Source organism: Pantoea sp. PGP6, assembly GCF_053474785.1.
In genome coordinates, this window is record NZ_JBQBMA010000001.1 from 54,116 (window position 1) to 68,200 (window position 14,085).

Here is a 14,085-nt window from a genome sequence, read left to right on the forward strand (position 1 = left end):
GGCAAAAATGAAGCGGGCCCGCGACCGGGCCCACTTTGTTATTCTACGGTAACCGATTTCGCCAGGTTACGCGGCTGATCGACGTCAGTGCCTTTGATCAGCGCGACGTGATACGACAGTAGCTGCAACGGCACGGTATAGAAGATTGGCGCAATCACCTCTTCAACGTGGGGCAGCGGGATAATCTTCATCCCGTCACTGTCGCTGAAGCCCGCATCCTGATCGGCAAACACATACAGCAGACCGCCGCGTGCCCGCACCTCTTCGATGTTGGATTTGAGCTTCTCCAGCAGTTCGTTGTTGGGTGCCACCACGATCACCGGCATATCGGCATCAATCAGCGCCAGCGGGCCGTGCTTCAGCTCGCCCGCCGCATAGGCTTCGGCGTGAATGTAGGAGATCTCCTTCAGCTTCAGCGCCCCTTCCATGGCGATCGGATACTGATCGCCGCGGCCGAGGAACAGCGCATGATGCTTATCTGAGAAGCCCTCTGCCAGATTTTCAATCAGCTTATCCTGCGCCAGCATCTGTTCGATCCGGCTGGGCAGCGCCTGCAGCGCATGGACAATCTCATGCTCGGTTTCCGCCGCCATGCCTTTCAGCCGGCCCAGCTTCGCCACCAGCATCAGTAACACTGCCAGCTGCGTAGTAAAGGCTTTGGTCGAGGCAACACCGATTTCGGTGCCCGCTTTGGTCATCAGCGCCAAATCAGATTCCCGCACCAGCGACGAACCGGCCACGTTACACACCGCCAGGGAACCGAGATAGCCCAGCTCTTTGGAGAGACGCAGCGCTGCCAGGGTATCGGCCGTTTCGCCCGATTGCGATAAGGTGATCAGCAGGCTGTTTTTCCGCACCGCCGACTTGCGGTAGCGAAACTCAGAGGCGATCTCGACATCACACGGAATATTGGCCAGCGACTCAAACCAGTAGCGTGACACCATACCGGAGTTATACGAGGTGCCGCAGGCGATAATCTGGATATGCTCCACCTGCGCCAGCAGCGCTTCTGCACCTGCGCCCAGCTCGCTGAGATCGACCTGGCCGTGACTGAAACGGCCGCTCAGGGTGCTTTTCAGCGCCATCGGCTGCTCGTAGATCTCTTTCTGCATGTAATGGCGGTAGATGCCTTTGTCACCGGCATCATACTGCAGGGTCGATTCGATCTCTGCGCGCGTCACCGGTTTACCAGTACGATCAACGATGGTCACATCGCGACGGCTGATTTCAGCGATATCACCCTCTTCCAGATAGATGAACCGACGCGTCACCGGCAGCAGCGCCAGCTGATCGGAGGCAATAAAGTTCTCGCCCACGCCACGGCCAATCACCAGCGGGCTGCCGGAGCGTGCCGCCACCAGCAGCGACGGATCGCGGCTGTCCATGATCACCATGCCATAGGCGCCGCGCAGTTGCGGGATGACGCGTAGCACCACTTCACGCAGCGTTCCGCCCTGCTTCTGCTCCCAGTGAACCAGATGCGCCACCACTTCGGTGTCGGTTTCAGAGGCAAACACGTAACCACGCTCGATCATCGCAGCGCGCAGCGGCTCATGGTTTTCAATGATGCCGTTGTGCACGATAACGATGTGCTCAGAAACGTGCGGATGCGCATTGGCTTCCGACGGCTCGCCGTGCGTTGCCCAACGCGTATGGGCAATACCGGTGCCGCCAATCAGCGGCTGCTGTTCGGCTGCATCGGCCAGCTTCTGCACTTTCCCTAAACGTCGCAGGCGCGTTACGTGCCCCTGACGATCGACCACGGCCAGACCGGCCGAATCATATCCGCGATACTCAAGACGACGCAGGCCTTCCAGCAGAATTTCTGCGATATCGCGTTGTGCTACTGCACCAACAATTCCACACATAATGATGTTTTCCTGACTACATGGCTGTTCGCCACTTTCGTTGTCATGCGACCTGATATCCGGCTTTGCCGGTTCCCCGAGCCTTGTAGAGAGTGGGGATTATAGTTTTGGCACTGCATCGGCCCGCATGAAGCGGGCCGTTAAAATTATTTTTTCTTCTGTGGGCGCTGCCAGTCCGCTTTGTGATTCTGCTCTTTGCGGTTGTAGACCAGTCCCGCTTCGGTGACATCTTTCATGATGGTGGTGCCCGCCGCAATGGTAGCACCTGCCGCCACGCTGACCGGCGCCACCAGCTGGGTGTCCGAGCCGACAAACACGTTATCACCGATCACGGTTTTTGATTTATTCGCGCCATCATAGTTGCAGGTAATGGTGCCGGCCCCGATGTTGACGTTAGCGCCGATCTCCGCGTCGCCCAGATAGGAGAGGTGACCCGCTTTCGAACCTTCGCCCAGACGGGCTTTTTTCATCTCAACGAAGTTGCCGACATGGGCGGCATGTGCCAGCTCACTGCCGGGACGCAGTCGGGCGAAAGGTCCGACGGTACAGGCGCTGGCCAGATTCGCATCCTCGATCACCGAATAAGGGCTGATTTCGCAATCGTCGCCAATCACGCTGTTTTTGATGATGCAGCCCGCGCCGATTTTTACCCGATCGCCCAGCGCCACCTGACCTTCAATGATGACGTTGGTGTCGATTTCCACATCCCGGCCGTGGGTCAGGGTACCGCGCAGGTCAAAGCGGGCCGGATCGCGCAGCATCACGCCCGCCAGCAGCAGGCGCTCAGCCTGTTCAGTCTGATAAGTGCGTTCCAGCGTTGCCAGCTGCAGACGATTATTCACACCATCGGTCTCACTGATGCGCGTCGGATGAACCGCCTCAATCACCCGGCCTTCCTGATGCGCCAGCGCGATGATATCGGTGATGTAGTATTCACCCTGCGCGTTATTGTTGGTGAGCTGCGCCAGCCAGCGTTTCAGATCGCCGCCGTTGGCGATCAGGATACCGGTGTTGATTTCAGTGATTTGCAGCTGCTCTGGCGTGGCATCTTTCTGCTCGACGATGCCGACAATGGTGCCGTTCTCGCGCACGATGCGGCCATAGCCGGTCGGATTCTCCAGCACCACGGTGAGCAGGCCGATGCCGCCCTGCGGTTTGGCCTCACGCAGGCGCTGTAACGTCGCTTCAGCGATCAGCGGTACGTCGCCGTAGAGCATCAGAATGTCTTCATCGTCAGCGAAGCAGGGCGCGGCCTGCTGCATGGCGTGGCCGGTGCCGAGTTGTTCGGCCTGCAGCACCCAGTTGAGGGCGCTGTCGGTGAGGGTGGCTTTAAGACGATCGCCGCCGTGACCATAAACCAGATGCACCTGCTGCGCGCCCAGCCCTTTGGCCGCGTCAATCACATGCTGCACCATCGGCTTGCCTGCCAGCGTATGCAGAACTTTTGGCAGATCGGAATACATACGGGTGCCCTTGCCAGCGGCAAGGATCACCACACTCATCGCACTGTTAGACATAACTATCCTGAGTGAATTTTTACGGGTGAAAGTAAAACGGTTTGAGGGTGAGATTACTACATTTTTCTCAGGCCGAAATTAGGCGGGAGGGCGCAGATGACCCGGCAGGCAAAAAAAATGCCAGCCCGGAGGCTGGCATTTCGTGACGCATAAAGCTGGATTACATCGCTTTTTTGGTCAGTTCGATCACGCGCAGTTTAGCAATGGCTTTCGCCAGCTCGGCAGAGGCCTGAGCATAGTCCACGTCACCGTGGCTGCTGTTCATGTGCTCTTCTGCTTTGCGTTTCGCTTCCAGGGCGCGGGCTTCGTCCAGATCGGTACCGCGAATAGCGGTATCGGCCAGAACGGTGCTGCTGCCCGGCTGCACTTCCAGCACGCCGCCAGAGAGGTAGATAAACTCCTCTTCGCCGTGCTGTTTCACGATACGGATCATTCCAGGCTTAATGGCAGTCAGCAGCGGCGCATGGCCAGGGAAAATCCCTAACTCACCTTCGCTACCTGACACCTGAATTTTCTGTACCAGACCAGAGAACAACTGACTCTCTGCGCTGACCACATCCAGGTGATAAGTCATAGCCATAATATTCCTCCCGGGAAACCGTTATTACAGTTTCTTCGCTTTTTCCACGGCTTCTTCGATGGCACCAACCATGTAGAAGGCCTGCTCTGGCAGGTGATCAAACTCACCTTCCATGATGCCTTTAAAGCCACGGATAGTGTCTTTCAGCGTAACGTACTTGCCCGGAGAACCGGTGAAGACTTCCGCAACGAAGAACGGCTGAGACAGGAAACGCTGAATCTTACGCGCACGTGCCACCAGCAGTTTATCTTCTTCAGACAGCTCGTCCATACCGAGGATGGCGATGATGTCTTTCAGCTCCTGGTAACGCTGCAGCAGTGACTGAACGCCACGCGCTACGTCGTAGTGCTCCTGACCCACAACCAGTGGATCCAGCTGACGGCTGGTGGAATCCAGCGGGTCAACGGCCGGGTAGATACCCAGAGAGGCGATCTGACGGCTCAGCGTTACTGTTGAGTCTAAGTGCGCAAAGGTGGTTGCTGGCGACGGGTCAGTCAGGTCATCCGCAGGGACGTAAACGGCCTGTACGGAAGTGATTGAACCGGTCTTGGTGGAGGTAATACGCTCCTGCAACACACCCATCTCTTCGGCCAGCGTTGGCTGGTAACCTACCGCAGATGGCATACGACCCAGCAGTGCAGAAACTTCGGTACCGGCCAGGGTATAACGGTAGATGTTATCGATGAACAGCAGAACGTCGCGGCCTTCATCACGGAATTTTTCCGCCATGGTCAGACCGGTCAGTGCCACGCGCAGACGGTTACCCGGCGGCTCGTTCATCTGGCCATACACCAGGGCAACTTTGTCGATAACGTTGGAGTCGGTCATTTCGTGGTAGAAGTCGTTACCCTCACGAGTACGCTCACCCACACCGGCAAACACTGAGTAACCTGAGTGTTCAGCCGCGATGTTACGGATCAGTTCCATCATGTTGACGGTTTTACCTACACCCGCACCACCGAACAGACCCACTTTACCGCCCTTGGCGAACGGACACATCAGGTCGATAACCTTGATGCCGGTTTCCAGCAGTTCCTGCGAGTTAGACTGATCTTCATAAGAAGGTGCCGCGCGGTGAATAGAGGCGATCTCTACTGCGCTGCCATCTTCTTCTTTCAGCTCGCCTTTCATGTCGATTGGCTCGCCGAGAACGTTCATGATACGGCCCAGGGTCGCTTTACCGACCGGAACCTGAATCGGTTTCTGCAGGTCGTTGACGCTCAGACCACGCTTCAGGCCGTCAGACGTACCCATTGCAATGGTACGGACCACGCCGCCGCCCAGCTGCTGCTGAACTTCCAGCACCAGACGCGCATCACCATTCATAACCTCGAGGGCACTGTACACTTGCGGTACCGCGTCCTGAGGGAATTCGACGTCAACAACGGCGCCGATAATCTGGACAATCTTTCCAGTTGCCATCTTGAATCCTCTACCTAATTCCAAACCTGGTTAAACCGCGGAGGCCCCCGAGACGATCTCGGTAAGTTCCTGGGTGATGCTGGCCTGACGAGCTTTGTTGTACACCAACTGCAGCTCTTTGATCAGATTTCCGCCGTTATCGGTTGCGGCTTTCATCGCCACCATACGTGCGGCCTGCTCACTGGCCAGATTTTCCACCACACCCTGATAAACCTGCGATTCGACGTAACGACGCAGCAGGGTATCCAGCAGCGCTTTCGGATCGGGTTCGTACAGGTAATCCCAGGTCTTCGCCTTCATCTCTTCTTCACCTTCCGCTGGCGGTAACGGCAGCAGTTGGGTAATGGTCGGAGTCTGAGACATGGTGTTATTGAACTTGTTACTGACGATCATCAGTTTGTCGATGCGGCCTTCATCATAAGCCTGCAACATCACTTTTACCGGGCCAATCAGGTCAGACAGGGTAGGTTTATCGCCCATGCCGCTGACTTGCGCCACGATGTTGCCACCAACAGAACTGAAGAATGACGCCCCTTTAGAACCGATAATCGACAGATCGCTCTGCACGCCTTTATCGGACCAGGACTTCATATCTGCCAGTACTTTCTTGAACAGGTTAATGTTCAAACCACCACAAAGCCCGCGGTCAGTTGAAACGACCAGGTAGCCGACGCGCTTAACGTCGCGCTCTTGCAGGTAAGGGTGCTTGTATTCCAGATTACCCAACGCAAGGTGACCAATCACTTTGCGCATGGTGTCTGCATACGGACGGCTGGCCGCCATGCGTTCCTGCGTTTTACGCATCTTGGAGGCGGCGACCATTTCCATCGCTTTGGTGATCTTCTGCGTGTTTTTCACGCTTCCGATCTTGCTTCGTATCTCTTTTGCGCCGGCCATTAGCTTCTCCTCAAAGCCTTGCGGCCTGCCTTTTCAGACAAGCCGCCAGACATTACCAGGACTGGGTTGCTTTAAACGTATCGATCAGGCCTTTCAGCTTGGCTTCGATATCGTTGTTGTAGTTACCCGACTGGTTGATTTCAGCCATCAGCTCGGCGTGATCGCGATCGGCGAAGGCCAGCAGTGCAGCTTCGAAGCTGCCAATTTTTGCCAGCTCAACGTCGTTCAGATAGCCACGCTCGGCCGCGAACAGAACCAGACCCTGCTGCGCGACTGACATCGGCGCATACTGTTTCTGCTTCAGCAGCTCGGTGACTTTCTGACCGTGGCTCAGCTGTTTACGGGTTGCATCGTCCAGATCAGAGGCGAACTGCGAGAACGCCGCCAGTTCACGATACTGTGCCAGCGCGGTACGGATACCACCGGACAGTTTCTTGATGATCTTGGTCTGTGCAGCACCACCAACACGCGATACCGAAATACCTGGGTTAACCGCCGGACGAATACCGGAGTTGAACAGGTTCGATTCCAGGAAGATCTGACCATCAGTAATCGAGATTACGTTGGTCGGAACGAACGCAGAAACGTCGCCCGCCTGGGTTTCGATGATCGGCAGTGCAGTCAGTGAACCGGTTTTACCTGTCACGGCACCGTTAGTGAAACGCTCAACATAATCAGCGCTTACGCGTGATGCACGTTCCAGCAGACGGGAGTGGAGATAGAACACGTCACCAGGGAATGCTTCACGACCTGGTGGACGGCGCAGCAGCAGAGAGATCTGACGGTAAGCAATTGCCTGCTTAGAGAGATCATCATAAACGATCAGCGCATCTTCACCGCGGTCACGGAAGTATTCACCCATCGCACAGCCTGCGTACGGAGAGAGATACTGCAGGGCAGCAGATTCAGAAGCAGAGGCCACCACAACAATGGTGTTCTGCAGCGCGCCATGCTCTTCCAGCTTGCGAACCACGTTAGAGATGGTTGAGGCTTTCTGACCAATCGCAACGTAGACACACTTGATGCCCGAGTCGCGCTGGTTGATGATCGCATCGATCGCCATCGCGGTTTTACCGGTCTGACGGTCACCGATGATCAGCTCACGCTGGCCACGGCCGATTGGAATCATCGCATCGACCGACTTATAACCGGTCTGAACCGGCTGGTCGACTGACTGACGGTCGATAACGCCTGGTGCAATCACTTCAACCGGTGAGAAACCGTCGTTGTCGATTGCGCCTTTACCGTCGATTGGTGCACCCAGGGTGTTCACCACACGGCCCAGCAGACCACGGCCTACCGGTACTTCCAGAATACGGCCAGTACACTTCACCTTCATGCCTTCGGCGAGGTCAGCGTAAGGACCCATTACCACTGCACCTACTGAGTCACGCTCGAGGTTCAGGGCAATCGCGTAACGGTTGCCCGGCAGGGCAATCATCTCACCCTGCATCACATCGGCCAGGCCGTGTACGCGGATGATACCGTCACTTACAGAAACAATCGTACCTTCGTTGTGAGCTTCACTCACGACATTGAACTGAGCAATGCGCTGCTTGATCAGTTCGCTGATTTCGGTGGAATTCAGTTGCATATGCTCCAGTCCCCTTAAGACTGCAAGACGTCAGCCAGACGGTCAAGACGGCCGCGTACGCTGCCATCAATAACCAGATCACCCGAACGGATGATCACGCCTGCCATCACAGACTTATCAATTTTGCAATTCAGCTTAACTTTGCGTGACAGACGTTTTTCCATCGCGGCGCTGATTTTATTCAGCTGGTCGTCACTCAGCGTACTGGCGGAGATAACATCAACTTCTGCGGTGGCTTCATAAGCGTCACGCAGGTCGATGAATTGGGCCAGTACTGCCGGAAGCGCTGTCAAACGTCCGTTTTCCGCCATCACCTTAATCAGGTTCTGCGCGGGTTCATCCAGTTGATCACCACAGACTGCGTTAAACGACGCTGCCAACGCTTCGGGTGCTAACGCACCTGAAAGAAGATCAGCCATCTGTTCATTGCGAGCCACTTCTGCGGCAAACGCCAGCATCTGTTGCCAGCGTTCAATACTTTGATGCTCAACAGCAAAGTCAAAAGCTGCTTTGGCGTAGGGGCGAGCTACAGTAATCAGATCAGACATCAGCCCCTCCCTCCTTACAGTTCAGCGACCAGTTTATCAACGATGTCGCTGTTAGCAGCTTCATCCACGGAACGTTCGATGATCTTCTCGGCACCGGCCATAGCCAGCAACGCGACTTGCTTACGCAGTTCTTCACGAGCACGTTTGCGTTCGGCGTCAATCTCAGCCTGCGCTTGTGCCACGATGCGAGCACGTTCGTTATCAGCTTCGGTTTTGGCTTCGTCCAGAATCTGCGCGCGACGCTTGTTCGCTTGCTCGATAATGACCTGAGCGTCTTCTTTAGCTTTTTTCAGCTGGTCGGTCGCATTAGCCTGCGCGAGATCCAAATCTTTCTTCGCGCGTTCAGCAGAAGCAAGGCCTTCAGCAATTTCTTTCTGGCGCTTTTCGATGGCAGCCATAATCGGCGGCCATACGTACTTCATGCAGAACGCGACAAACAGGATGAACGCGATGGCCTGGCCGAGGATTGTTGCATTAATGTTCACAGCACAATGCCTCTAATTGAGTATTTAACTTTTCTGCCGTTATCAACGATAAGCGGCAGAATCCGTTCACCCTTGCACACTGTGCGCTGAGTGAACACAGGAGCTTTAGGCGACAGCAAACATCACGTAGAGACCCAGACCAACAGCGATCATCGGGATTGCATCCACCAGACCCATTACAACAAAGAACTGCGTGCGCAGCAGAGGAATCAGGTCAGGCTGACGAGCAGCGCCTTCCAGGAATTTTCCTCCGAGGATGCCGATACCGATCGCAGCACCGATTGCCGCCAGGCCCATCATCACAGCGGCAGCCATGTACAGCAGATCCATATTCAGGTTTTCCATGACAGTCTCCAGTTTGTTTCAGTTAAATGCTCCCTTCATCTTCCGGGCCGCGGCCTGATGGCCGTCACCCGGAATAGAGAGGGAAAGTAGTGTTGAGAAAAAAATCAATGTTCTTCAGATGCCATCGACAGATAGACAATCGTGAGGACCATGAAAATGAAAGCCTGTAGCGAAATGATCAGGATGTGGAAAATGGCCCACGGCACATTCAGCACCCACTGCGACCACCACGGCAACAGACCGGCAATAAGGATAAAGATCAGCTCACCCGCATACATGTTGCCGAACAGTCGTAAACCGAGAGAAACCGGTTTAGACAGCAGGCTCACACCTTCCAGAATCAGGTTGATCGGGATGAAGATCGGGTGGTTAAAAGGCTGCAGCGTCAGCTCTTTCGTGAAGCCGCCAATGCCTTTCATTTTGATGCTGTAGAACAGAATCAAAATAAAGACGCCCAACGCCATAGAGAGCGTGATGTTCACGTCTGCAGACGGCACGACGCGCAGCGCCGGCAGGCCCAACCAATGCTCGCCGATATACGGCAGCAGATCGATTGGCAGCAGATCCATGAAGTTCATCAGGAAGACCCAGACAAAAATTGTCAGCGCCAGCGGGGCGATAAGTTTGCTCTTACCGTGATACATGTCGCGCACGTTGTCATCAACGAAGCCGACAACCAGTTCGATAGCCGCTTGTAATTTCCCTGGCACACCGCTGGTAGCTGTTTTAGCTACTTTACGGAACAACACCAGGAAGATGAATCCCAGCACCAGAGAGAAAAACATGGAATCGATATTTAATACCCAGAACGTCGCGGGAGCGTCGTGCGGATTCACTAACTCGAAAGTACGCAGGTCCAGCTGAAGGTTATTCAGATGGTGTCCTATGTATTCTTGCGGAGTAGAGATTTCTCCTGCAGCCATGATGCCTCTTACCCTTTGTTGTTAATTACCGCCGGTGCCAGCATTTGTACCACCAGCACCGATAACCAGGTTATTCCGACCGGCCAGAAAACCGCCCCGAATAGACCCAACGCCACAATGAGCAAAATGATGGTCGCGAACACTTTGGCTATTTCACCCAAAGCGAAGCTCCACGCGACTCGCCCCGAAGCCGGGGTTTGCCCCTGCAGGCGCCAGGCTAAAAACAAAAACAACACGTTCGGCAGCCAGGCTGCCGCTCCGCCAGCTACAGCAGAGACGCCCCAGGTGACATCTTTCAGGGCAAAGAGTGCGCCGATGATGACGATTGTCACCAGCTGAATCATCAGCACTGTCCGGGCGAATTTTACACTGTAAAGAGACACTGACATGACGCTGATACTCTCCTGCCCCATTCGGGGTATGTCGCGTGTCGTATAAGACTGCCTTTACGCATTTGAGTCAAGCAGCAAAAGCCGTGCAAATTATACGGGCCGCACCTGCGATTTCAATCGGTAAGTAGCGAAAAGGTGAACAATTATTTAAATTTCTTTCCGGAGGGCTATTTTTCCAAACATCCCCCGGTGAGGATTCGCCTTTTCCCGGCTGAAAATTGGCTGGCGAGTTGCTTTTAAAGCGTGCTTTAGATCACATAATAAGCATTCGCGCCGCCAGGACTTTTCTCAGAACGCTAATTACATGCCGTTCATATCCGAGCTAAAGCCATAAAAATCAGTGGCTTGAAAATATATTAACCGCCAAAAAAGCCTATTTTCACTGAAAACACGCTATTGACATCGAACTGTGCATGAGAATCGTGAAATTCATATTACGCACGCCAGGTAATTACCTTGATATATTTTCTGGCGTGACTATTTTTATTCCGTTAGTCCGCTATACAAGTGATCTTTGTGCTAACTAAATGTGAATTAAACGTTAAATGTAACAGAGCTTTTCGGATAATTTCCGTCGGCGTTTTTAACCTTCCGCCGTCAGAGGCTTAATGAAAATCCTTTATTATTAACGCATCAAATGCACTTTTTTTCACCAGTCAGCGGGATAAGACAAATCGCTGAAGCGGGTTAAATCCTTATCTATTTCAGGCCTATTGCTGATGGAGGATCACCAGGTGCCGGTCGCCTTCCAGCTGCGGAACCTGCAGCTTAATCACCTCATCACAGCGATAGCCGGCCGGTAAGCTGGTGATTTCATCATCCGGACGGACACCTTTAAGGGCAAAAAAGCGCCCTTCTGCCCCGGGCAGATGATGACACCAGTTAACCATGTCAGTCAGTGAGGCGAATGCCCGGCTGATCACGCCATCAAACGGTGGCTCTGCCGGGAAGTCTTCAACCCGGCTCTGCACCGGCGTAATGTTAGTGAGTCCTAACTCATGCTGTACCTGCCGCAGGAAACGCACCCGCTTACCGAGGCTGTCGAGCAGCGTAAAGTGCGCATCAGGCATCACAATCGCCAGCGGAATGCCTGGCAGGCCCGGTCCGGTACCGACATCAATAAAGCGCGAACCGATCAGGTGTGGTGCCACCACAATGCTGTCGAGTATATGGCGAATCAGCATCTGCTGCGGATCGCGCACTGACGTCAGGTTGTAGGCTTTATTCCACTTGTCCAGCAGGCCGACATAGGCAACCAGCTGCTGTTTTTGTTGATCGGAGAGGGAAATCTTGGCTGCCTGTAGCAGCGAGGTGAGTGTGTTGATCACAGCGTAAGTCCAGTCAGCGGGGGCGAGTCGCCTCGCCCCGTTTCAGGTCAGGCGCTTTTGCGCAGCAGACCCTGTTTTTTCAGATAAATAAGCAGAATAGAGATAGCCGCCGGCGTGATGCCGGAAATGCGCGTCGCCTGGCCAATCGAGGTTGGCTTGTGGTCATTCAGCTTCGCGATCACCTCATTTGACAGGCCGTTGACCTGGCGATAATCCAGATCCACCGGCAACAGGGTATTCTCGTTGCGCTGCTGACGATCGATCTCTTCCTGCTGACGCGCAATGTATCCTTCATATTTGACCTGAATCTCAACCTGCTCTGCCGCTTGCTCATCGGCCAGCGCCGGGCCAAAGGTATCCAGCGTCATCAGGGTGAGATAGGTCATTTCCGGCCGACGCAGCAAATCTTCGCCACTGGCTTCTTTGGTCAGCGGCGCGCTGAGGACGGTGTTCACCTCGGCAACGCGCTCAGATTTAGGGTGTACCCAGATATCGCGCAGACGCTGACGCTCCTGCTCAATCGCTTCCAGCTTCTGGTTGAAACGCGCCCAGCGGGCATCATCGACCAGGCCCAGCTCGCGGCCAGTTTCGGTCAGACGCAGATCGGCATTATCCTCACGCAGCATCAGACGATACTCGGCGCGGGAGGTAAACATGCGGTACGGCTCTTTGGTACCGAGGGTGCAGAGGTCGTCAACCAGTACGCCGAGGTAAGCCTGATCGCGACGCGGTGCCCAGCCCTCTTTGTCGGCAGACTGACGCGCGGCGTTGAGGCCGGCCAGCATCCCCTGCGCGGCTGCTTCTTCGTAGCCGGTGGTGCCGTTGATCTGTCCGGCAAAGAACAGACCGTTAATGAATTTGCTCTCCAGCGTCGGTTTCAGATCGCGTGGATCAAAAAAGTCATACTCGATGGCATAGCCCGGACGTACGATCGTCGCATTTTCCATGCCCTGCATCGATCGCACGATCTGGATCTGTACGTCAAACGGCAGGCTGGTTGAGATGCCGTTCGGGTAAATTTCGTTACTGGTCAGCCCTTCCGGTTCAAGGAAGATCTGATGCGCGTTACGATCGGCAAAACGCATCACCTTGTCTTCGATCGACGGGCAGTAACGCGGGCCGATCCCTTCGATGATCCCGGCATACATCGGGCTGCGATCGAGGTTATTGCGGATCACTTCATGGGTTTTTTCGTTGGTATGGGTGATCCAGCACGGCACCTGCTGCGGATGCTGAGCGGCATTGCCCATGAACGAAAACACCGGCATCGGGTTATCGCCATGCTGCGGCGCCAGTACGCTGAAGTCGATGCTGCGCGCATCAATGCGCGGCGGTGTACCGGTTTTCAGGCGATTAACCCGCAGTGGCAGGGCACGCAGACGTTTTGCTAGCGGAATAGAAGGTGGATCGCCTGCGCGACCGCCGCTGTAGTTATCCAGTCCGATATGAATTTTACCGTCGAGGAAAGTCCCGACCGTCAGTACCACGGTCTTCGCCCGGAATTTCAGCCCCATCTGGGTAACGGCACCGACTACCCGATCGTTTTCCACAATCAGATCGTCGACCGCCTGCTGGAAGATCATCAGGTTGGGCTGATTCTCCAGCGCGGTGCGAATCGCCTGCCGATAGAGCACGCGATCGGCCTGAGCACGGGTTGCCCTGACTGCCGGGCCTTTACTGGCGTTTAGTATCCTAAACTGGATACCGGCCTGATCGATTGCGTGGGCCATCAGACCCCCCATGGCGTCCACTTCCTTCACCAGATGTCCTTTGCCAATGCCACCGATCGCCGGGTTACAGGACATTTGTCCAAGCGTATCAATGTTATGGGTGAGTAACAGGGTTTGCTGACCCATTCGGGCTGCCGCCATTGCGGCTTCGGTGCCCGCATGACCACCACCAATTACGATGACGTCAAAAGGATCCTGATAAAACATGAAGTGGTACCTCGGTTGATAAACGTGCCGGATCGTCGTCCTGGGGCGTGGATTCTACTCAAATTCCGTCTGGGGTGAAAGCCGCGGGATCGTCCGGTTTTAAAAGAAAGGATCTTAGATTTGTATATGATCTTTCTGTTAGATCTCTTATTAGGATCGCCGGTTTCTGTGGATATGTGCCAGAACACCCGTCAAAACAGGGGATTACCCAGGATCACTAGCTGTTAATGATCGGTGATCCTGATCCGT

General features: G+C 54.8%; 13 protein-coding genes. All 13 read right to left on the bottom strand.

Annotation, left to right across the window (positions count from 1 at the left end; all coding sequences use genetic code 11):
• Positions 1 to 38: 38 nt before the first annotated feature.
• On the bottom strand, positions 39 to 1,868 hold the full coding sequence (glmS, locus tag ACLIBF_RS00250) for a glutamine--fructose-6-phosphate transaminase (isomerizing) (RefSeq protein ID WP_031376164.1): 1,830 nt from the start codon (positions 1,866 to 1,868) through the stop codon (positions 39 to 41).
• A gap of 146 nt (positions 1,869 to 2,014) precedes the next feature.
• Positions 2,015 to 3,385, bottom strand: coding sequence for a bifunctional UDP-N-acetylglucosamine diphosphorylase/glucosamine-1-phosphate N-acetyltransferase GlmU (gene glmU / locus ACLIBF_RS00255; protein ID WP_089561648.1), 1,371 nt, complete (start codon positions 3,383 to 3,385; stop codon positions 2,015 to 2,017).
• Positions 3,386 to 3,545: 160 nt separating this feature from the next.
• Positions 3,546 to 3,965 carry a F0F1 ATP synthase subunit epsilon gene (locus ACLIBF_RS00260; RefSeq protein WP_031376165.1) on the bottom strand — a complete coding sequence of 140 codons (420 nt, stop codon included), beginning with the start codon at positions 3,963 to 3,965 and terminating at the stop codon, positions 3,546 to 3,548.
• Between the two features lie 24 nt (positions 3,966 to 3,989).
• A complete protein-coding gene (gene atpD, locus ACLIBF_RS00265; RefSeq protein WP_010258870.1) occupies positions 3,990 to 5,387 on the bottom strand; it encodes a F0F1 ATP synthase subunit beta in 1,398 nt (465 codons plus the stop codon).
• A gap of 30 nt (positions 5,388 to 5,417) precedes the next feature.
• Positions 5,418 to 6,284, bottom strand: coding sequence for a F0F1 ATP synthase subunit gamma (gene atpG / locus ACLIBF_RS00270; protein ID WP_031376166.1), 867 nt, complete (start codon positions 6,282 to 6,284; stop codon positions 5,418 to 5,420).
• 52 nt (positions 6,285 to 6,336) lie between these two features.
• Complete coding sequence (gene atpA / locus ACLIBF_RS00275; RefSeq protein ID WP_069728658.1) at positions 6,337 to 7,878, bottom strand: F0F1 ATP synthase subunit alpha; 1,542 nt, start codon at positions 7,876 to 7,878, stop codon at positions 6,337 to 6,339.
• Between the two features lie 14 nt (positions 7,879 to 7,892).
• Positions 7,893 to 8,426: a F0F1 ATP synthase subunit delta gene (gene atpH, locus ACLIBF_RS00280; RefSeq protein WP_031376168.1), complete on the bottom strand. Its 534-nt coding sequence runs from the start codon at positions 8,424 to 8,426 to the stop codon at positions 7,893 to 7,895.
• Between the two features lie 14 nt (positions 8,427 to 8,440).
• Positions 8,441 to 8,911: a F0F1 ATP synthase subunit B gene (gene atpF, locus ACLIBF_RS00285; protein WP_031376169.1), complete on the bottom strand. Its 471-nt coding sequence runs from the start codon at positions 8,909 to 8,911 to the stop codon at positions 8,441 to 8,443.
• Between the two features lie 105 nt (positions 8,912 to 9,016).
• Positions 9,017 to 9,256, bottom strand: coding sequence for a F0F1 ATP synthase subunit C (gene atpE / locus ACLIBF_RS00290; protein WP_003849523.1), 240 nt, complete (start codon positions 9,254 to 9,256; stop codon positions 9,017 to 9,019).
• Positions 9,257 to 9,360: 104 nt separating this feature from the next.
• Entirely contained in the window at positions 9,361 to 10,179 is an 819-nt protein-coding gene (gene atpB, locus ACLIBF_RS00295) for a F0F1 ATP synthase subunit A (RefSeq protein WP_031376170.1), read from the bottom strand.
• Between the two features lie 8 nt (positions 10,180 to 10,187).
• Complete coding sequence (atpI, locus tag ACLIBF_RS00300; protein ID WP_031376171.1) at positions 10,188 to 10,568, bottom strand: F0F1 ATP synthase subunit I; 381 nt, start codon at positions 10,566 to 10,568, stop codon at positions 10,188 to 10,190.
• A 713-nt stretch (positions 10,569 to 11,281) separates the two neighbouring features.
• Positions 11,282 to 11,899, bottom strand: coding sequence for a 16S rRNA (guanine(527)-N(7))-methyltransferase RsmG (gene rsmG, locus ACLIBF_RS00305; RefSeq protein ID WP_448309108.1), 618 nt, complete (start codon positions 11,897 to 11,899; stop codon positions 11,282 to 11,284).
• A 47-nt stretch (positions 11,900 to 11,946) separates the two neighbouring features.
• A complete protein-coding gene (mnmG, locus tag ACLIBF_RS00310) occupies positions 11,947 to 13,836 on the bottom strand; it encodes a tRNA uridine-5-carboxymethylaminomethyl(34) synthesis enzyme MnmG (RefSeq protein ID WP_448309110.1) in 1,890 nt (629 codons plus the stop codon).
• Between the last annotated feature and the right edge of the window lie 249 nt (positions 13,837 to 14,085).